Origin of the sequence: Nocardioides alkalitolerans, assembly GCA_038184435.1 — a bacterium.
GTDB classification, from domain to species: domain Bacteria; phylum Actinomycetota; class Actinomycetes; order Propionibacteriales; family Nocardioidaceae; genus Nocardioides; species Nocardioides alkalitolerans_A.
The window spans coordinates 505849-525538 of record CP116227.1 but is presented as its reverse complement, the minus strand read 5'-3'; the positions used below and the strand labels follow the sequence as shown (position 1 = coordinate 525538).

The following is a 19690-nucleotide window of genomic DNA, read 5'->3' as shown; positions in this document are numbered from 1 at the left end:
GGTGGGAGGATCGATCCCGTGACCTCGACCGGCGCAGCCCCGACGGACACCGGCACCGACTGGCCGGAGCACGGCACGGAGCGCCGCCCGTGGCGCTCGTCGTCCGGCCGCGGTCCGCGCGCGGACCGCGCGGTGCGGGCGATCGACGTGCGGTTGCCGCCGCGGATCGCGGAGGTGGCCTACGAGCCGTCCCGCGCCCTGCGCACCCACCTCGCCCAGGCCGGGGACGGTCTGGTGCGGCTCGACCAGGTGCACGGCCGCAGCCTCGGTGCGCTCAACCAGCTGTTGCTGCGCACGGAGTCCATCGCGTCGAGCAAGATCGAGAACATCGAGGCGAGCCTGTCCGACTACGGGCGCGCGCTGGCCGGTCAGCGGGCCAACGCCTCCGCCGTGTCGATGGCGGCGGCCACCGAGGCGCTGGCCGGGATCATCACGACGACCGGTGCCACCGGGGAGCTGACGCTGGAGGCGATCCTGCGCGGCCACCACGCCCTGTTCCGGCAACACCCCGACCTCGGCCCCGGCGCCGGACGGGTGCGCACCCGCCAGAACTGGATCGGCGGGTCCGACTACTCGCCCCGCAACGCGCTCTTCGTGCCGCCGCCCCCGGAGACGGTGGAGCCCTACCTCGCCGACCTCGTGGCCTTCGCCAACCGCGACGACGTGCTGCCGCTGGCCCAGGCGGCGATCGTGCACGCGCAGTTCGAGTCCATCCACCCGTTCGTCGACGGCAACGGTCGCATCGGCCGCACCCTCATCCACGCGGTGCTGCGACGGCGCGAGGTCACCCGTCGCCTCACCGTGCCGATCGCCTCGGGGCTGACGGCCCACCGCGAGCGCTACTTCGACGCCCTCGGCGACTACCGCACCGGCAACGCGGCCACGATCATCGGGCTGCTCGCCTCGGCGACCATGTGGGCGACCCACGAGGCGCGCCGCACGGTCACCAACCTGCAGCTGGTGCACGACGACTGGGCCGAGGCGCTCGGGCACCCCGAGCCCGGCACCCCCGACTCCGCCGCCCTCCGGGTGCTCATGGCCGAGCCGATCATCACCACCCCCGCCCTCGGCGACCGGCTCGCCCTCGAGGCCGCCGCGACCGACGCGCTCCTCGACCGCCTGCGGCGCGGTGACGTGGTCGCCCCCCTCACCCCGAAGCGCAGCGACCGCGTCTGGGGCGCCCACCTCGTGCTCGACGAGGTGCGCGACCTCAGCTCCCGCATCGAGGCGCTGAGCCGTCGCGACGCCGGCGACCCCGGCAACGAGGGCGGGCCGGTGTGGGCGCGTCCGTGGCTGGGGCACTGACCGCCCCGCTGGCAGGATCGGGGCGACCCCACCCCCGGCAGGAGGAGACCCCATGGCCCGCACCATCGCCACGTCCGAGCGCGTCGAGCGCGACGAGCTGCTCGACTTCGTGCGTCCCCGGCACCGGATGGTGCTGCTGACGGAGCGCGCCGACGGTACGCCGCAGGCCTCGCCCGTCACGGGCGGCCTGGGCGACGACGGCTCGATCCTCATCGCCACCTACCCGGAGCGCGCGAAGACGACGAACGTCCGGCGACGCGCCCGTGCCAGCGTCGTCGTGCTCTCCGACGACTGGGACGGCCCCTGGGTGCAGGTCGACGGCGACGCCGAGGTGCTGGACGTGCCCGAGGCGCTCGACGCGTTCGTCGAGTACTTCCGCAACATCGCGGGCGAGCATCCCGACTGGGACGAGTACCGCCAGGCGATGCTCGACCAGGGCAAGTCCCTCATCCGGATCACGCCGACCCAGTGGGGTCCCGTGGCGACCGGCGGCTTCCCGGCGCGCCTGGCCTGAGGCGGCCCCGGAGCGGGACCGGCGTCAGTCGTCGGCCGCCTCCAGCTGGGCGACGACGGCCGGCCACGTGTGGTGACGTGCGGCGCTGCCCGCGACCAGGCCGAGGTGGCTGAAGCCGGTCACCTCGACGTACCTCATCGTCGCCGCCGACGGGAACGACCGCGTCCCGGCCTCGACGGCCGCGGCCGACGCGACGGCGTCGGTGGTGGAGCCGACGAGCGTCACGGGGGCGACCAGGCGGTCGAGCTCGACGACGACGCCGCGGCCGAGGTGCACCGTGCCGGTCGCGAGCTCGCGTCGCACGATCAGCCGGGTGTGCATCTGGTGGTAGAGCCGCCCGGGGTACCCGGGCATGGCCGCCATGAACTGGTCGATGGCCTCGCTGCGCGCGAGCGTCTCCGTGTCGGCGAGGTTCGTCAGCAGGAACCAGGGCTTCTTCAGCTCGCGCGTGGGCGCGAGCCCGCGGTAGACGAGCTGCACCAGGGGCGCGGGCACTCCCCCCAGCAGCGCGGTCGGGGCGGTCATGACGCGTGACCCGAGGCGCTCGTCGAGCCACCGCAGCGGCCGCGCCGACGCGTTGAGCCCGTAGTCGATCGGCGTGCCCAGCGCCGTGATCGACGCGATCGGCAGCTCGGGCTGCGCCGCCCCGGCCAACAGCGAGATCGTGCCGCCGAGCGACCAGCCCACGAGGTGCACCGGAGCACCGTCGTGGAGGGCCGACACGCGCCGTACGGCGTCGGGGACGATGCGGCACGCGAAGTCCTCGAACCCGAGCTGGCGGTCGGCGAAGGTGATGTCGCCGTAGTCGACGACGTACGTCGGACGTGCCGCGCGGTCCTGCTGGCCGTCCCCCTCCGCCAGGTACGCCGCGAGGCTCTGCCCCGGCCGCAGGTCCCAGCACGTCGCGGGCACGGCCAGCGGGGGCACCAGGAGCACGGGCCGCCCGGTGGGCGGGGTCGACGAGGTGAAGCGACGCAGCTGCGCGTGGGGCGCGTCGTGCACGACCTCGCTGGGGTGGGGCCGGGGCCGCTCGACACCGGGCCCGAGCCACGACACGGCCCAGGCGTTGCGGGCCGCGGAACGTACGACGCGGGAGCGGGCGAGGAGGGCGTGACCGTCGAGCATGCCGAGGATTATGACCCGCGGGTAACAAGTGGTCGCGGGAGTGTGACGCAGACGGCTCCTGCCCCCACCCGGGACGTCATGCGGTTCGGTGCCCTGGGCCACCGCGGCGCATGACGTCCCCGTGTCGAGGGAGGAGCCCCTGGGCCGATAGGAGGGGGGAATGACGAACGGCCCCCGATCCAGAGATCGGGGGCCGTTCCTTTGTAGCGGGGGCAGGATTTGAACCTGCGACCTCTGGGTTATGAGCCCAGCGAGCTACCGAGCTGCTCCACCCCGCGTCGGTGAACAGAACATTACGCGGAACGCCTCCAGACGCCAAATCGGGGCCGGGTGAACCAGGTCACCCAGCCCCGATCGGGGTGTTGTCGCAGGTCAGCGACCTACTCGGTCGACTCCGTCGTGGGCTCGTCCGTCGCGCCGTCGCCGGCATCGCCGGTGTCCGCGCCGCCGCCGGGCAGGCCCTGGGCCAGCTCGAGCGCCGTCTCGACGAGCGCCTGACCCTCGGCGACCTTGTCGCCGTACGTTCCGAGGTCACCCTCGGCGAGCGCGGCATCGGCCTCGGTGAAAGCGGCGTCCGCATCGGCGAGGGCGTCGCGGATCTGCTCCTCCAGCGAACCCGTCGGCTCGGTCGGCTCCTCGCCCTCGCCGCCCTGGCCCTCTCCGTCCGGCGTCTCGACCGGCTCGTCGATGGGGCCGACGTCGAGCACGTCCGCCAGCGCCTGGGCCAGCGTCTGGCCGATGCCGACGCGGTCGTCACCGAAGGAGACGGCGACGAAGCGCAGCACCGGGTAGTTGCCGCTGCCCTCGGTGCGGATGGAGTACAGGGGCTGCACGTAGAGCAGGCTCTGCCCCACCGGCAACGTGATGAGGTTGCCGTAGATGGTGCTGATGTCGTTCCGCGAGTACGGCAGCAGCGCGTCCGTCACGTCCTCGTCCGACTGGATCTGGTTCGCGATCTGCCCAGGTCCCGACACCTGGCTCTGCGAGCTCAGGCGACGGGCGCGGAACTCGCCGTAGTCCTCCGACGAGGCATCGCCGTTGACTTGGAGGAACGCCGCCAGGTTCTGGCGGTTGGCCGGCGTGTACACGCTCGTCAGCGAGAAGGTGTCGGGCACGAGCGGGTCGTCCGAGGGCACCGACAGGCGGTAGGCCGGCTGGAGGCTCGACGCGTCGTTGGGGTCGGCCGGGACCTCCCAGCGGTCGTTGCCCTCGTAGAAGTCGTTGGCGTCGTCCACGTGGTAGGAGGCCAGCTGGTAGCGCTGCACCTTGAACATGTCCTCGGGGTACCGCATGTGGTCGAGCAGCGCGTCGGGGATCTCGCTGCGGTCCTTGACCGTGCCGGGGAAGGCACCCATCCACGCCTTGAGCATGGGGTCCTCCTCGTCCCAGGCGTAGAGCGTGACGGTGCCGTCGTAGGCGTCCACGGTGGCCTTGACCGCGTTGCGGATGTAGTTGATCTCGTCCGTGGGCACCGTCTGGAACGGGTTGTTGTCGGCGAGCGAGTCGTCGGTCATCTCATCGAACGACTCGCTGTTGGACAGCGGGAACCGGTCCGTCGTGGTGTAGCCGTCGACGATCCACACCACGCGGCCGTCGACGACGGCCGGCAGCGCGTCGTTGTCGACCGTCAGCCACGGCGCGGCCTTCTCGACGCGGCGCTGCGGCTCACGGTCGTAGAGGATCTTCGAGTTCTCGTTGACGCGGCCCGACAGGACGATGTTGGGCTCGCCGAACTTCACGGCGTAGAGCAGCTTGTTGAACAGCCCACCCACCGGCACGCCGTCCGCGCCGTCGTACGTCGTGGTGGTGCTGCCGTCGTCGCCGCGCGGAAGGTCGAGCTCGACGTCGTTCGCGCCCTCGCTGGCCTTGCCCACGATGGAGTAGGACGGGCTGTTCTCGCCGAAGTAGATCCGGCCCTCGTAACCGTCCTCACCGGACAGCGTCGTCAGGTCGCCCTGCGGCGGGAGCTCGCGCTCCGCCCAGGCGGGGGTCTGCGCCTGGATGGTGCGGTTGTCGGCCGCCTTCTGGTTGCCGTACGCCGCGATGACGCCGTAGCCGTGGGTGTAGACGGTGTGGAGGTTGGCCCAGTTCTGGCTGCTCTCCGAGATGCCCTGCTGGTTGAGCTCACGCACGCCGAGCACGACGTCGCGCTCGATGCCGTCGATCTCGTAGGTGTCGACGTCCAGCACCTCCGGCACCGTGTAGTAGCCGCGCACCTGCTGGAGCTGCTGGAACGTCTGGGGCACGACCGCCGGGTCGACGAGACGGACGCCGCCGGAGTTGGCGACGGTCGCCGCCAGCCGGCTGCGCGTCTCCTCGGTGGTGTCCGTGAGGTCGGTCTGCGCGTCGAAGTCGTCGATCTGCACGTCCGCGATGTCGAACGCGTCCTTCGTCGCCGCGAGGTGCTTCTCGATGTACGGCGCCTCCTTGTCGGCCTGGGTCGGCAGCACCTGGAAGCGCTCCATGATGGCCGGCCAGATCATGCCGAGCAGGATCGAGGAGAGCACGAGCAGGCCGAGGCCCACCGTCGGCAGCATCCACGTGCGGCGCCACACGTTGAGGAAGAACAGCACGGCGCAGATCACGGCGATGCCCATGAGGATGTTCTTCGCCGGGAGCACGGCGTTCTCGTCGGTGTAGCCCATGCCGTCGATGTAGCCGCCGGTCGCCGAGAGCAGGTCGTAGCGGTCGAGGAAGTAGTCGACGCCCTTCACCAGCACGAGCAGGCCGACGAGGATCGAGAGCTGGATCTGCGCGGGGCTCGACAACTTGTCGCGCGCCGCCTGCAGGCGGACCCCGCCGTACAGGTAGTGCACGACGACGGCACCCATGATCGCTACGACGAGCGCGGCCATGGTGAAGTCCACGAGGAAGTGGAGCCACGGAAGCTCGAAGACGTAGAACCCGAGGTCCTTGCCGAAGAACGGGTCGTCCCGGCCGAAGTCCTGCGCGTTGCGCCAGAGCTGGTAGTCACGCCACTGCCCCGACGCCGAGGTGCCGGCGAACACGCCCATGAGCGCGCCGATGATGGCGAGCAGCCACCGGCGGACCGGCGTGACGGCCTCGCGGTAGCGGTCGAGGCTCGTCTGCTCCCCCGTCGGTGGCCGGAAGGTCGGGCGGAACCGGTACGCCAGGTACATGTTGAGCGAGACGATGCCGGCCATGAGCACGCCGAAGAGCGCGAACAGGCCGATGCGCGTCCACACGAGCGTCGAGAAGACGGACGAGTAGCCGATCGAGTCGTACCAGAGCCGCTCGGTCCAGAACGTCGAGAAGCCGGCGAGCAGCACCAGCAGCGCGACGATGACGATGGCCGTGATGAGGAGGGCCCGGGAGCGCCCCGACGGGGCGGGCCGACCACCGGACCCGCGTCCTGGTCGTCGGGGTCCCGGGTCGAACAGCTCGCTCACGTGTCTTGCTCCTCGTCGTCGAAGGTGGTGTCGTCGAAGGTGGTGGACAGCAGCTGGACGAGGCCCGGCACCAGGTCGGTGCCTCCGACCACGGAGTGCTCGTCGTCGTGCGACCGCATGCGGAGGGCGCAGTACGCCGCGCCGGCGCGCGTCACGCCGACGACCATGCGGACCTCCTGGCGGAGCGGGTGGGACCGCGCGAACTCCGCCGCCTCGGTCGGGTCGGCGGGGATCTCGGCGTCGACCTCGGGGGGCAGCACGAGCCGCTCGAGCGTCGCCGCGCACCCGGCGACCTGCGACGGCCAGGCGATCTCGGCGACGGCCGACTCGAAGGACACGTCACCGGGCAGCTCGTCCTGCTCGACCGGCGTCAACGACCCGGCGGCGTCGTCCTCGTCGAGGCCCATGGCGGCAGCGAGGCCGGGGGCCTGCGCGGCGAGCAGCGCCGTGTCGACCAGCGCGTAGAGCCGAGCGGGCTGGCCCCACCCCTCGCTCGCGGCGTGGGTCTCGAGCTCGAGCACGGCGGCCGCGAGCGCGGGGTCGGTGTCGAGCCCGGCGTCGAGGTCGGCGCTCCGCTCGCTGCCCACGACGGCGTCGAACGCGCGGGGGTCCACCGGATCGTTCGGGTCGAAGCTGGTCATCCCACCACGTCCTCGCAGGTCAGCACATCGGCGTCGGGGTCCTGGGCGAGCGCCTCGACCGTCGAGACCGCCCGGTCGAAGGTGTCGATCGCGACGATGCGCATCGAGCCGCGGGCGGCTTGGAGCGCCTCGCCGCAGTTGGGGGCGGGCACGAGGAAGACGTCGGCGCCCGCGTCCCGGGCGCCGGGGATCTTCTGCTGGATGCCACCGATCTGGCCGACGTCGCCCGCGAACGAGATGGTGCCGGTGCCCGCCACGTCGAGACCGCCCGTCAGGTTGCCGGGCGTCAGGTAGTCGTAGACCGCGAGTGCGAACATCGTGCCGGCGCTCGAGCCGCCGATGCCGGGCGGCGGCGTCAGCGTCACCGGGAACGGGAACTCGAAGCCCTGGAGGGGCGTGATGCCGATGCGGGCCACCGTCTCTCCGGTGCGGTCGTCCTCGTCTGCGACCGACGCGACCTGGACCTCCCGCTCGGTGCCGTCCCGCTCGACGCTCATGTCGAGCTGCGCACCGACGCCGGCACGCCGGACGATCTCGCCCAGCTGGGCGGGATCGGTCAGCTCCTCGCCGTCGACCGAGCGGAGGACGTCCCCGGGCTGCAGCACGCCGGCGGCGGGGAACCCGTCCTCGACCGCCCCGACCTGCACGGTGGACGTCACCTCGATGTCGAGCGCCTCCAGCGCCACCGCGATGGACACGTCGACCGAGCCCGTCATCTGCAGCGCCGACTGCTGGGCGGACGTCTCGTCGTCCTCGTCCTCGCTGTAGACCGTGTCGTAGGGGCGCACCGACGCATCCGGGTCGCGCCAGGCCAGGAGGGCCTCCGCAAGCGTCAGTTTGGTCTCCGGGCGGGTGATGCTCGCCGTCGTCATCCGCAGCTCCCCCGCGGTCGGCGGGTAGACCTCGTGGTCCTCCACCGTGATCGTCGCCCCGTCCTCGTCGCCGATCAGGTCGGCGGTCTGGCCCGGGTAGTAGGTCACGAACGGAGCGGGCAGGAAGAACGCGGCCGCCCAGAGCGCGACCACCAGCGGCACGGCGACGATGCCCGCCAGGGTCCGCTGGTTCATGGACCAAGCCTCTCAAATGACCGCAAGGGTCCGGGCGGCCGGTCCGATCAGTCCGCGCCGGGGCGACGGACGGCGACCCCCGTGCTGCGGTCGCGGCGCGACGGCGGCACGGCGTAGCCCGCGCGGGGCGGCTGCTCGAGGGCGGTCCCGATGCGGCGTACCTGCTCGTGACGGTCGGGCGCCGCGCGCTCCCGTCCCAGCCACGACACCCAGACCATGGCGACGACGGTCACCACCGCCGGGGGCACGAGCCAGAGCAGGATCTCCACGCCGGGAGCGTACGCCGCGGTGCGGCGCCCGCGGCGTACCCGCGCCGTACCGGCGGGACGGTCAGGGCGTGCCGACCCAGGAGTCGGAGCCGTCGGCGTAGCGCTGGTGCTTCCAGATCGGCACCCGGGCCTTGAGCCGGTCGATGAGCGCGCGGGTGGCGTCGAAGGCGACCCCGCGGTGCGCCGCCGCGGTGCCGAGCACGACGGCGAGGTCGCCCACCTCGAGCGCTCCCGTGCGGTGGACGACGGCGAGCGCCTTCACGTCGAACTCGGCGGCCACCTCAGCGCAGACGTCGTGGAGGGCGGCGAGGGCTCCGGGGTGCGCCGTGTAGTCGAGGGCGCCCACCTCCTGGCCGCCGTCGTGGTCGCGCACGCGCCCGATGAAGAGGTCCACCCCGCCGGCCGCGGGATGGTCGAGAGCCGCCAGCACCTCGTCGACCGACAGCGCGGTGTCGCGCACGCCGACGAGGCGGACGACGTCGCCCGGGGTCGCGCCGGTCGCGGCAGGAGTGGTCACCGACCCGATGCTAGCGATCCTCGTGGGACGGGGCGTCGGCTGTGCGGCGACGAGTACCGTGGGAGCCATGAACGACAAGCCCGGAGACCCCCACGGCGACCAGCCCGGCGACGACCAGAACCCCTTCCGCGGCACCCCGTTCGAGCAGATCTTCTCCGCCGGCGGGCTCGGAGGGCTCCTCGGCGGCGCGGGCGGCGCCGGCGGCATCCCCGACCTGTCCGCGATCATGCAGCAGATGCAGGCCTTCATGCAGCCCCACGACGGGCCGCTGAACTGGAACCTGGCGACCGACATCGCCCGCAAGCAGGTCGCGGCCTCCGCCGACCCGTCGACGACCACCGCCCAGGCGGCCGCGGTGGACGACGCGGTGCGCCTCGCCGACCTGTGGCTCGACGCCACCACGGACTTCTCCAGCGGCGTCACCTCGACCGCCGCCTGGAGCCGCGCCGAGTGGGTCGTCGGCACGATCGACGTCTGGAAGGTGCTGGTCGAGCCGATGGCGGCGCAGGCCGTCGGCTCCATCGGCGACGCGCTCCCCGAGCAGGCCAAGGCCATGGGCGGCCCGCTCGTCGAGATGATGGGCCGCGCGACCGGCGCCATGCTGGCGTCCCAGATCGGCCAGGGTGTCGGCGGCCTCGCCGGCGAGGTGCTGAGCGCCTCCGACATCGGCCTCCCCCTCGGCCCGACGGGCAAGGCCGCGCTCGTGCCGGCCAACATCGCCGCCTTCGCCGAGGGCCTCGACGTGCCCGCCGGTGACGTGCTGCTCTACCTCGCGCTGCGCGAGGCGGCCCACCAGCGGCTGTTCGCGCACGTGCCGTGGCTGCGCGACCACCTGGTCGGCGCGGTCGCCGACTACGCGCGGGGCATCGACATCGACATGGGCGCCATCCAGGAGCGGCTGCAGGGCCAGCTCGGCAACATCGACCCGTCCAACCTCGCCGATCTCCAGCAGGCGATGGAGGGCGGGCTGTTCGAGATCGAGGCCTCCCCCGCGCAGAAGGCGGCGCTCGAGCGCCTCGAGGTGACCCTGGCCCTCGTCGAGGGCTGGGTCGACGAGGTCGTCGGCCAGGCCACGGCCGACCGCATGCCGTCGGCGGCCAAGCTCGCCGAGGCCGTCCGCCGGCGTCGTGCCAGCGGCGGCCCGGCGGAGCAGACGTTCGCGACCCTCGTCGGGCTCGAGCTGCGTCCGCGCCGTCTCCGTGACGCCTCGACCCTGTGGGGTTCCCTCCGTCAGCGCCAGGGCGCCGAGGGGCGCGACGGTGTCTGGATGCACCCGCACCTCCTGCCCACCGCCGCCGACCTCGACGACCCGCTGGGCTTCCGCGAGGACGCGCTGACCACCGACGAGCTCGGCACGAGCAGCGACGAGGACTTCGACGCCGCCCTCCGCGACCTGCTCGACGGCGGCGAGAAGGGCGACGGCTCCTCCGACGGGCCCGGGGCGCCCGGGTCACCCGAGTCGCCCGACGACGAGGCGTGAGCCTCCACGCCGACGCGCGCGCGGCCCTCGCCGGCTGGCGCGCGCCCGACGACGAGCAGGAGCGGCTGCGCCGCCGGTACGTCGCGCACCTCGACGCCCACGCCGACGGGGTGCTCCGGAGGAGCGTGCCCGACCACCTGACGGCGAGCGCCGTGGTGCTGGACGCCGCGGGCGAGCACGTGCTGCTCACCCTGCACGCCAAGGCGGGCCTGTGGTTCCAGCTGGGCGGTCACTGCGAGGAGACCGACGCGACGCTCGCGGGTGCGGCCTACCGCGAGGCCGTGGAGGAGTCCGGCATCGCCGCCGGTCGACTCCGCATCGACGCGTCGCCCGTGCAGCTGTCGCCCCACCCGGTGCCGTTCTGCCGACCCGACGGGCTCGGCGACGGGGAGGTCGTGCACCACCTGGACGTCCGCTACCTCGTGGTTGCCGACGCGCGGGTCGACCCCGCGGTCAGCGAGGAGTCGCTGGACGTGCGCTGGTGGCCCGTCGACGCGCTGCCCGAGCCCGAGCCGGAGCTGGTCGAGGCCGTCGCGCTGGCGCGCGCCCGTCTCGCTCAGTCGACGTCCGTCGCCGCAGGCCCGTCGGTGTCGTCGGCGTCGTCGGGCTCCTCCGGGGGCTCCACGTTGCTCGCGGCCGACCAGCCGAGCAGGTAGCCGCGCGCCCGCTCGGACTGCGGGTAGTGGGCCACCCAGGCCCAGAAGTCCGCGTCGTGGCCGGGCACCAGCAGGTGGGCGAGCTCGTGCACCAGCACGTAGTCCACCACCCAGGCGGGCATGCCCCGCAGCCGCGTCGAGAGCCGGATCGTGCCGTCAGCGGGGGTGCAGGAGCCCCAGCGCGAGTTCTGGTTCTCGACCCACCGCACCGAGGTCGGCTGGGCGAGTCCACCCAGGTAGCGGTCGCTCAGCCGCGCGGCCCGCGCCATGAGCGCGTCCTCGGTCGGCCGCCGCCGCTCGTCGGCCCGGTCGAGCCGCCCGACCATCTCCTCGACCCAGCGGTCGACCTCGCGGGCGGAGAGGGATGCGGGCACGAGCACGATCACGCGGCCGTCCTGCCGGTAGGCCGAGACGGTGCGTCGGCGACGACGCGAGCGCCGTACCTCCACCTCGGGGGCAGGGGCCTTCCCGGCAGCCGTCTCCCCGGCCCCGCCGTCCCGCGCCCCGCGCTCCATGGGCCGACGCTAGCGCCTCAGCGGGGTCGCGCCCAGGAGATCAGGCGATCGCGCGACCACGTGTTGACGATGCGGTCGGGATCGATCCCCGCGGCCTCGGCGCGCTCGCACCCGTGGACCTGCAGGTCGAGCTGCCCCGGGGCGTGGGCGTCGGAGTCGATCGAGAACAGGCAGCCGAGGTCGCGTGCGAGCTCCAGCAACGCCGTCGGCGGGTCGCGACGCTCGGGGCGCGCGTTGATCTCGACCGCCACGTCGTTCTCGGCGCACGCCGCGAACACCTCCTCGGCGTCGAACGTCGAGGGCGGTCGCGTGCCCCGCCCTCCGGTGACCAGACGCCCGGTGCAGTGGCCCAGCACGTTGACGAACGGGTTGCGCACCGCGGCGACCATGCGACGCGTCATGGGCCGGCTGTCCATCCGGAGCTTCGAGTGCACGCTCGCCACCCGCAGGTCGAGCTGCGCCAGCAGCTCGTCGGTCTGGTCGAGTCCACCGTCGTCGAGGATGTCGACCTCGATCCCCTTGAGCAGCCGGAAGCCGTCGGCGGCGCCGGAGGCGGCCGCGCCGAGGTGCTCGTTCACGGCGTCCACCACCTCGAGCTGTCGCGCCAGCCGGGAGGCGCTCAGCCCGTTGGCGACCTTGAGCCGCGGGGAGTGGTCGGTGAGCACCAGGTAGTCGTGACCGAGCTCCATCGCGGTCATCGCCATCTCCTCGATCGGTGAGCCGCCGTCCGACCAGTCGGAGTGCGCGTGCAGGTCCCCGCGGAGCGCTGCGCGCAGCGCGTGACCGCCCGACGTCTGCGGGCCGCCGAGGCGACGCTCCAGGTCACCGAGGCGCTGCGGCAGCCGGCCGTGCGCCGCCTCGGTCACCACCGCCGCGGTGCTGGCGCCGATGCCCGGCAGCTCCGTGAGCGTGCCCGCGGCCACCCGGCGCGCGAGCTCCTCGTCGCCCAGCTGCAGCACGGCTCCCGCGGCGGCGCGGTAGGCCTTCACCTTGTAGGTGTCCTCCCGGGCCCGCTCCAGCAGGAAGGCGATGCGACGCAGCGCAGCGACCGGACCCGCGTCGTACGCGTCCGTCATGCTCGTTCCTCCCCAGCTCGTCCACCGATCCTGACGGATCTCCACACACCGTTCCACACGTCGTCCACAGGTTCATCCACAGCGGTGGACAAGACCGCCGGCAGCTCCTGTGGACGGGACGTTGACCGCGGCTCCCGCACCCCCTAGCGTTGCGGGCGACGAGGCCCCCGGGCGCTCGTGCCACAGGCAAGGGGAAGGCCGGTGGCGCGGGCACCGGGGGTCTCGCTCGTCCAGGCTCTCATCGGTCGCGGAAGACCGGCGACCGCCGCCCGCGCGCGGCGGCGAGCCCCTCCTGCAGGTCCTCCGTCGCGAGCGTGATCGGCTGCGCCAGGGCCTCCCACTGCAGCGCCGCCTCCAGGTCGCGGTGACCAGCACGCAGCGCCAACGTCGCGAGCCGGCTCGGCTGCGGCGCGGTGGCCGCGATCCCGTGGGCCGCCGCGCGCACCTCGTCGAGGAACACGTCCGGCTCGATCACCCGGGACGCGAGCCCGAGCGCCACCGCCTCCTCGTCCCGCACGAGCCGCCCCGTGAGCACGAGGTCACGGGCGTGGGCCGGTCCGACGACGTCGGGCAGCAGGTAGGTCGTCGCCATGCCGGGATGCATCCCGAGGCCGACGAACGGCACGCCGAGCTTGGCGCCGCGCGCGGCGTACCGGATGTCGCAGGCGAGCGCGACCGCCAGCCCCGCGCCGATCGCCGGGCCGTTGAGCGCCGCGATGGTCGGCACCTCGAGCCGCCGCACGGAGAGCCACGTGCGGTAGAACGGCAGCATCCGCGCCCGCAGCCGGTCCACGGTCGCGTCGGGCTCGGAGGCCAGCCACGACAGGTCGCCACCCGAGCAGAACGCCGAGCCCTCGCCACGCACCACCACGACCCGCACGGACCGGTCCCCCACCAGCGACTCCACGGCCGTGCCCCACGACGCCGTCATCTCCCCCGACATCGCGTTGCGCTGCTCGGGGTTGTCGAGGACCAGCTCGACCACCCCGTCGTCGTGGCGCTCGATGCGGAGGTGGGGAAGCCGTTCGGTGGCGAGGTTCGTCATGGACGCAGGCTAGCGACGCCCACCGACGACCCCGCCCCGCGCCACACCGGCCGGGCCGGCCCTGTGGAGGAGCGCCGACGCCGGGCCCGCGATCGTGCCAGGGTGCCGCGCATGGACTCCTCGCGACCGATGCTGCTGCGGCCCGGTGCCCACGTCGCGCGCCGCACCGACGGTCACCTCCACGTGGGGTTCCCCGGCGGGGCCGCGACGACGGTGCCCGACGCGGACGACGTACGGCGCCTGCTCACCGCCCGGCGCAGCGGCGCCGATCCGGAGGACGTGCTCGGCCCGGTGGCGTCCTGGTCGGCCCGGGTCCGGCTGGCCGACGAGCGGCTGCGGGGGCGTCACCTCGTCGTCGACGCGGCCGGTGCCCTCGCGTCGGCGCAGGCGGCGGACCGCGCCGTCCGCGGCGGCGCCATCGCGGTCGCGGCCCTCCTCGCCGCCGATCCGGAACGGGGCGCGGCGCGCGCCGAGGCCCGCCGCGCACACCGCGTCGTGCTGGACGGGACGGTCGGCACCGCACCGCTCGCCGACCTGCTGGAGCGGGCCATGGTGCCGTGCACGACGGTTGCTGCGGAGGAGGATGCGGCACGCACCACCGCCCTCACCGTGGTGGCCACGGTGGGCGAGCCCGACCGCGCCATCTCCGACGCCCTCGTGCGGGCGGGACGCGACCACCTCTGGGTCGCCGTGCTCCCCGACCGCGTGCGGGTGGGGCCCTTCGTCGGCCCGGGGGCGACCGCGTGCCTCCGCTGCGTCGACGCGGCCCACCGGGAGCAGGACCCCCAGCACCCGGTCGTGCTCGCCCAGTCGACGGGGTCGCCGCCGGGCGTGCTCCCGCCCCCGGTGGACCCGATCGGCCTGGCGCTCGGGGTGGCCGTGGCCGCCCGGGACGTCGTGCGGTACGTCGACGGCGGCGTCCCCCGCACGTGGTCCCGCACGGTGGAGGTGTTCCCCGACGACCCCGACGCGGACCGGGCGTGGCCGCGGCACCCGTGGTGCGGGTGCTCCTGGCAGGACGGGACGGACCCGCCGGGCTGATGCCCGACGGGTCCGTCGTGGGGTTCGTGCTCCTCGGCGTGGCCCCCTCGGTCCGGGGCCGCCGCGTCAGAGCGAGCGCGCGAGCTTCAGGCGAACCTGCTGCGCGGCCGCCTCGGCCCGTCGGCTGAGGCGACGCGCGGCGAGCAGACGCTGCACCTGGTGGCGCTGCTCCGCCTCGCGGAGCAGCTCGGCTGACTGTGCTCGGGCCAATTCTTCGTTGAGAAGTTGCATCTCGGTGTTCCTGTTCTGGCTGGTGAGGACGGAGGTGGGGGTCGGGGTGGTCACGCGGTCACTGCTCCGAAGGCAGCGGCCGTGGCGCGGGGCCGGTCGATCAGCGGTCGGATGAGCTCCATCGGGTCCTCCTGGGACGTGGGTTCGGGTCGTGCGGTGGGTCGTGCGGTGGGTCGTGCGGTGGGTGGTGCGGCGGGACGGGTGGTGCTGGCGGGCTCACGCGGCCACCGGGTTCTTCCGGGGCCGTCCCCGGGGCCTCTTCCGGGGGATCACCACCCCCTGGGCGAAGAGCTCTCCTCCCCAGACGCCCCACGGCTCGCGGCGCTCGAGGGCGCCGTCGAGGCAGAGCGCTCGCACCGGGCAGTCCAGGCACAGCGCCTTGGCGGCCTCCACGTCGGCGGGGGACTCGGCGAACCAGAGCTCGGCGTCACCGTTGCGGCACGGCAGCAAGCGCGGGTCCACCTGGTCCGCCGCGTCGTGGAGCGCGGTCAGCGCCACGTCCGGGTGCGGTATCAGCTCGTGGACGGTCATGTCGTCACCTCCTTCGTCGACCTTCGTGGGTGGGCGGGAAACAGAAAGGCCACGGTTCCCTGTGGGGACCGTGGCCTGGAGGCGCCGACTGAGCTGTCTCAGACCGGTGGTCTCCAGGCGTGGATCCGCGTGGCGGGGGCGGCGAACGCGCCGAACGCGTCGACGGCTCCGAACGCCTCGGACGCGTCGAACGCCGCGGGCGCGTCGAAGGCACGGGCCTTCGCACCCATCGGCTTCGCCGCAGCGAACGTCGCGATGCCGCGGTCGCCCGCACGCAGACGCACGTCACCCGCGGACGCCACGACGGCGCCGAGGGCACCCGGGGCGCGGTGGCCGCCGAGGACGCACGCAGCGTCGTTCGACTGCTGCCACGTGGTGCTGGTGTAGATCTCCATGGGTGCCACCTCCTCAGGTTGCGTCTCGTGCGCGGGCCGTGCCAGGGCCGGGATGCGCGGTGCGATCAGGACTGCGGGCGACGTTACCCCGCCGCTTCTGTCATGGGCAATTCAATTTCTGACTCATTTCACGATGTCTCCTCCGCCAGCCCCGGAGGCGTCTCCCCCGCGACGACGGCGAGGACGTCGTCGCCGTACTTCTCCAGCTTGGAACGGCCCACCCCGTTGACCTTGAGGAGCGCCTCCGGGGTGCGCGGCAGGCATTCCGCCACGAGCTGCAGGGAGGCGTCGGTGAACAGCACGTAGGCCGGCACGCTCTCCGCCGCGGCCCGCTGCCGGCGCCAGTCCCGGAGGCGCTCGAAGATCTCCTCGTCGTAGGACGACGGGCAGTCGCTGCACCGGCCGATCTTCTTCTCGGCGGCCGTGTCGAGCGGCTTGCCGCACTCGCGGCAGTGGACGGCCTTGCGGGAGGCCTTCTTGCTCCGCGCCCCACCACCGGACCCCGCCTGCTCGTCGAAGGCGCCGGGCGCGATCGGGCGGAGGAACCGCGACGGCTTGCGGGACCCGCGGCCGCCCGGCTGTCGGGCGCTCGCCCAGGAGATCAGCAGCTCCCGGCGGGCGCGCGTGATGCCCACGTAGAGCAGGCGACGCTCCTCCTCGATGGCGGCCGGCCCCTCGGCGTACGTGATCGGGAGTGCGCCGTCGTGGATGCCGCAGAGGAGGACGACGTCCCACTCGAGGCCCTTCGCGGCGTGGAGGGTCGCGAGGGTGACCCCGTCGGCGACGGGGGCGTGCTGCTCGGCGGCACGGCGCTCGAGGTCCTCGACGAACGCGGCCAGCGTGGTCGACGCGTCGGCCGCGTGGACCGACTCCGCGAGGTCCACCAACGCCTGGAGCGACTCCCAGCGGTCGCGCGTCTGGCCGCGGGCCTCCGGGGGCGTCGGCGCCCAACCCATGCTGGCGAGCGCACCGCGCACCCCCTCGACCAGGCCGTCCTCCGCGCCCGAGCGCGCGGTGCCGCGGAGCAGCGTCACGGCCTGGCGCACCTCGGGGCGGTCGAAGAAGCGCGCGGCACCGCGGATCACGTAGGGCACCCCGCGGGCCGCCAGGGCCTCCTCGAAGACCTCCGACTGCGCGTTGATGCGGAAGAGGATCGCGATCTCGGCCAGCGAGGTGCCCGCGTCGCGCAGGCGCACCACCTCGGCCGCCGCGGCCTCCGCCTCGGCCACCTCGTCGGGGAGGAGCCGGGTGCTGATCTCCGGACCGGCCTCCCGCTGGGCGCGGAGCCGCACGCCGGCGCTCGACGTGCCCGCGAGCAGGCTGTTGGCCGCCCCCACGATCTGCGGCGTCGACCGGTAGTTGCGCACCAGCTCGACGGACGTGACGTCCTTGCGGGACTTGTGGAAGTCGCGCAGGTACGTCGCGTCGGCCCCCGCGAAGCTGTAGATCGTCTGCGCGGGATCGCCCACGACGCACACCTCGTCACGGCCCCCGAGCCACAGCTCGAGCAGCGCGTGCTGCAGGGGCGAGACGTCCTGGAACTCGTCGACGACGAACCACCGGTACTGCCGCCGCACCTGGGCCGCGACCCGCTCGTCGTCCGCCAGCAGCCCGGCGGTCCAGAGCAGCACGTCCTCCATGTCCATGCGGCCCTGGGCGCGCTTCGTCTCCTCGTAGGACTCCAGCAGCCGGGCGACCGACGCGGCGTCGAGGCCGTTGACGGAGCGACCGCGGGCCGGGGCGATCCGCTCGTAGGCCTCCGGCGAGACGTTGCTGACCTTCGCCCACTCGACCTCGCCGGCGAGGTCGCGCAGCAGCGCCGCGTCGGTGCCGATCCGCAGCCGGCGGGCGGCGGGGCCGATGATGCCGAGCTTCGACTGCACCAGCTCCGGCAGCTCGGTGCCGTGGACGCGGGGCCAGAAGTACCGCAGCTGCCGCAGCGCGGCCGAGTGGAAGGTGCGCGCCTGGACCCCCGGGGCCCCGAGGTCACGCAGCCGCGTGCGCATCTCCCCCGCGGCGCGGGTCGTGAACGTCACGGCCAGCACCTCCGTCGGCGCGTAGACCCCCGTCGCGACGCCGTACGCGATCCGGTGGGTGATGGCGCGGGTCTTCCCGGTGCCGGCACCGGCCAGGACGCGCACCGGCCCGCGCAACGCCTCGGCGACGGCGCGCTGCTCCGGGTCGAGAGCGGCGAGCAGCGCGTCGGGCGACGGCGTGGCAGGCATGCGGGGCGGTCCTCCGGGAGTGGTGGGTGCGGGGCGTCGCCGACCTTAGACGGGGGCGCCGACAGTCCTGCGTGCGCGGTGCCCGGGTGCCGGACGTCATGCGGTCCGGCGGCTGGGGGCACCGCACCGCACGACGTCCCGCGCGGGGGTCAGGGACGCCGCCCCGCCGGCGACGAGCACTGTGCGGTTGGTGCACCCGGCGTCGCCCCGGGCCGACCCCAGCTGCACATTTCGTGGCCCAGCGGCCGTCCGACGACCGCCCCGCGCACCAGCGCACCCGCGGCGAGGGGCGTCACCGGCCTCAGGGTCCGTGCGGGATGATCGGCGTGGCGCCGGTTGTTGACGCCTGCACGACCATCCACCACCGACCGAGGGGCAAGTCATGAGCGCGACCTTCACGATGTACAGCACGCCGTGGTGCGGCTACTGCCACCGCCTGCGGGGGCAGCTCGACCGCGAGGGCATCACCTACGACGTGGTCGACATCGAGCAGCAGCCCGACGCGGCCGAGCTCGTCGAGAAGGTCAACAACGGCAACCAGACCGTGCCGACGCTCGTCTACTCCGACGGGTCGGCCCAGACCAACCCGAGCCTGGCGCAGGTCAAGGAGAAGCTCGCCGCCCTGGCCGGCTGAGCCCGCAGGACCCCGGCTCCCCGCGAGCCCGACCGCCCCTCGTCACCAGCTGGTGGCGAGGGGCGCGCCGTACCAGCCCTGGATGAGCGCGTGGGAGATCGACACCGGGCCGGGCAGCAGGAGCGAGCCGTCCGCGAGCCCGCGCGCGATGTCGTCGCGGGTGAACCACGCCGCGTGGGCGATCTCGGCCCCGTCGACGTCGATCGCCGTCGTGGCGGCCCGCGCCCGGAAGCCGATCATGAGGCTCGCCGGCAGCGGCCACGGCTGGTTGCCGACGTAGGTCACCGCTCCGACCCCCACGCCGGTCTCCTCGTGGACCTCGCGACGCACCGCGTCCTCGAACGTCTCACCGGGCTCGACGAATCCGGCCAGCGTGGAGTACCGCCCCTCCGGCCACGCCTGCGCGTGCCCGAGCAGGCAGCGCTCGTCGGGACTGCCCGGCTCGCCGTCGGTCACGAGCATGATCACGGCCGGGTCGGTGCGCGGGAAGTGCTGGCGCCCGCAGCCCTTCTTCGACGAGCAGCGCAGCACGTGGCCCGCGTGCGTGGGGGTCAGCGGACCGCCGCAGCGCACGCAGAAACGGGTCGCCCAGTGCCACTCCGCCATGCCCATCGCGTGGAGGAGCAACGGCCCGCGCTCCGAGCCCAGCACCGCCTCGAGCACCTCCCGCGTCCCCTGCCACTGCTCGGCGGGGTGGGGGGCGCGGGCGGGGTCGACGACGGCGGCGAAGTACGTCGCGCCCTCGTGCTCGCCGACGAGGAGGCGCAGCGCGCCGTCCTCCTGCGCGACGGACGGCAGCTCCGCGACCGGCAGCCACGCCGGGACGCCGTCCCGCACCAGCATGCGGTTGCCGGCGATGGCGAGCACACGGGTCGTCGGATCCGCCCAGGCCCGTCCCAGCCAGTCGGCGTCGGTGCGCTCGAGACCGTGCCGGTCATGGGCGAAGGAGGAGAGGGCGACGTGCGGGAGCGGACGGGAGTCGTCGACGCGGTCATTCACCCCGCGAGCCTACG

General features: G+C 73.7%; 20 protein-coding genes and 1 tRNA gene. 6 read left to right on the top strand and 15 right to left on the bottom strand.

Annotated features, from left to right (window positions below; all coding sequences use genetic code 11):
• Nucleotides 1-18 precede the first annotated feature (18 nt).
• A complete protein-coding gene (locus PIR53_02550; protein ID WZH52882.1) occupies nt 19-1305 on the top strand; it encodes a Fic family protein in 1287 nt (428 codons plus the stop codon).
• A gap of 52 nt (nt 1306-1357) precedes the next feature.
• Entirely contained in the window at nt 1358-1819 is a 462-nt protein-coding gene (locus tag PIR53_02545; GenBank protein WZH52881.1) for a PPOX class F420-dependent oxidoreductase, read from the top strand.
• Between the two features lie 24 nt (nt 1820-1843).
• Here PIR53_02545 and PIR53_02540 read toward each other — a convergent pair whose 3' ends face one another.
• The 7 genes from PIR53_02540 to PIR53_02510 all read right to left on the bottom strand — a co-directional run bounded on the left by PIR53_02540 (nt 1844) and on the right by PIR53_02510 (nt 8857).
• The gene (locus PIR53_02540) at nt 1844-2944 is read right to left on the bottom strand and encodes an alpha/beta hydrolase (protein ID WZH52880.1); all 1101 of its coding nucleotides are present in this window, start codon (nt 2942-2944) and stop codon (nt 1844-1846) included.
• 204 nt (nt 2945-3148) lie between these two features.
• A tRNA-Met gene (locus tag PIR53_02535) sits at nt 3149-3222 on the bottom strand.
• A 102-nt stretch (nt 3223-3324) separates the two neighbouring features.
• A complete protein-coding gene (locus PIR53_02530; protein WZH52879.1) occupies nt 3325-6354 on the bottom strand; it encodes a UPF0182 family protein in 3030 nt (1009 codons plus the stop codon).
• A complete protein-coding gene (locus PIR53_02525) occupies nt 6351-6995 on the bottom strand; it encodes a PPA1309 family protein (GenBank protein ID WZH52878.1) in 645 nt (214 codons plus the stop codon). Before PIR53_02525 ends, PIR53_02530 begins: the two co-directional genes overlap by 4 nt.
• Complete coding sequence (locus tag PIR53_02520) at nt 6992-8062, bottom strand: PDZ domain-containing protein (GenBank protein ID WZH52877.1); 1071 nt, start codon at nt 8060-8062, stop codon at nt 6992-6994. The genes PIR53_02525 and PIR53_02520 overlap by 4 nt, the downstream gene beginning before the upstream one ends.
• Nucleotides 8063-8109: 47 nt before the next feature.
• A complete protein-coding gene (locus PIR53_02515) occupies nt 8110-8331 on the bottom strand; it encodes a hypothetical protein (GenBank protein ID WZH52876.1) in 222 nt (73 codons plus the stop codon).
• Between the two features lie 61 nt (nt 8332-8392).
• Nucleotides 8393-8857, bottom strand: coding sequence for a molybdenum cofactor biosynthesis protein MoaE (locus PIR53_02510; GenBank protein WZH54389.1), 465 nt, complete (start codon nt 8855-8857; stop codon nt 8393-8395).
• A 58-nt stretch (nt 8858-8915) separates the two neighbouring features.
• On the opposite strand from PIR53_02510, the gene PIR53_02505 reads away from it, so the two are divergent.
• Together PIR53_02505 and PIR53_02500 are read left to right on the top strand one after the other, a co-directional pair.
• Nucleotides 8916-10328 (top strand): zinc-dependent metalloprotease, encoded by a 1413-nt coding sequence (locus PIR53_02505; protein ID WZH52875.1) that lies wholly within the window; start codon nt 8916-8918, stop codon nt 10326-10328.
• Complete coding sequence (locus tag PIR53_02500; GenBank protein WZH52874.1) at nt 10325-10984, top strand: NUDIX domain-containing protein; 660 nt, start codon at nt 10325-10327, stop codon at nt 10982-10984. The genes PIR53_02505 and PIR53_02500 overlap by 4 nt, the downstream gene beginning before the upstream one ends.
• Here the strand turns inward: PIR53_02500 and PIR53_02495 are convergent.
• The 3 genes from PIR53_02495 to PIR53_02485 all read right to left on the bottom strand — a co-directional run bounded on the left by PIR53_02495 (nt 10885) and on the right by PIR53_02485 (nt 13620).
• Nucleotides 10885-11499: a M48 family metallopeptidase gene (locus tag PIR53_02495; GenBank protein ID WZH52873.1), complete on the bottom strand. Its 615-nt coding sequence runs from the start codon at nt 11497-11499 to the stop codon at nt 10885-10887. The two genes, PIR53_02500 and PIR53_02495, sit on opposite strands and share 100 nt — an antisense overlap.
• Before the next feature lie 17 nt (nt 11500-11516).
• Entirely contained in the window at nt 11517-12575 is a 1059-nt protein-coding gene (locus PIR53_02490) for a PHP domain-containing protein (protein ID WZH52872.1), read from the bottom strand.
• Nucleotides 12576-12813: 238 nt separating this feature from the next.
• Nucleotides 12814-13620: an enoyl-CoA hydratase/isomerase family protein gene (locus tag PIR53_02485; GenBank protein WZH52871.1), complete on the bottom strand. Its 807-nt coding sequence runs from the start codon at nt 13618-13620 to the stop codon at nt 12814-12816.
• 111 nt (nt 13621-13731) lie between these two features.
• Here PIR53_02485 and PIR53_02480 point away from each other — a divergent pair, with 111 nt between their 5' ends.
• Complete coding sequence (locus PIR53_02480; protein ID WZH52870.1) at nt 13732-14661, top strand: hypothetical protein; 930 nt, start codon at nt 13732-13734, stop codon at nt 14659-14661.
• 66 nt (nt 14662-14727) lie between these two features.
• Here PIR53_02480 and PIR53_02475 read toward each other — a convergent pair whose 3' ends face one another.
• The 4 genes from PIR53_02475 to PIR53_02460 form a co-directional block, all read right to left on the bottom strand.
• Complete coding sequence (locus tag PIR53_02475) at nt 14728-14946, bottom strand: hypothetical protein (protein ID WZH52869.1); 219 nt, start codon at nt 14944-14946, stop codon at nt 14728-14730.
• 162 nt (nt 14947-15108) lie between these two features.
• Complete coding sequence (locus tag PIR53_02470; GenBank protein WZH52868.1) at nt 15109-15423, bottom strand: WhiB family transcriptional regulator; 315 nt, start codon at nt 15421-15423, stop codon at nt 15109-15111.
• A 98-nt stretch (nt 15424-15521) separates the two neighbouring features.
• Complete coding sequence (locus PIR53_02465; GenBank protein WZH52867.1) at nt 15522-15818, bottom strand: hypothetical protein; 297 nt, start codon at nt 15816-15818, stop codon at nt 15522-15524.
• A gap of 128 nt (nt 15819-15946) precedes the next feature.
• Entirely contained in the window at nt 15947-18043 is a 2097-nt protein-coding gene (locus tag PIR53_02460; protein ID WZH52866.1) for an ATP-dependent DNA helicase UvrD2, read from the bottom strand.
• Nucleotides 18044-18425: 382 nt separating this feature from the next.
• On the opposite strand from PIR53_02460, the gene PIR53_02455 reads away from it, so the two are divergent.
• The gene (locus PIR53_02455; protein ID WZH52865.1) at nt 18426-18677 is read left to right on the top strand and encodes a mycoredoxin; all 252 of its coding nucleotides are present in this window, start codon (nt 18426-18428) and stop codon (nt 18675-18677) included.
• A 42-nt stretch (nt 18678-18719) separates the two neighbouring features.
• Here PIR53_02455 and nudC read toward each other — a convergent pair whose 3' ends face one another.
• Nucleotides 18720-19676 carry an NAD(+) diphosphatase gene (gene nudC, locus PIR53_02450; protein WZH52864.1) on the bottom strand — a complete coding sequence of 319 codons (957 nt, stop codon included), beginning with the start codon at nt 19674-19676 and terminating at the stop codon, nt 18720-18722.
• Nucleotides 19677-19690 lie beyond the last annotated feature (14 nt).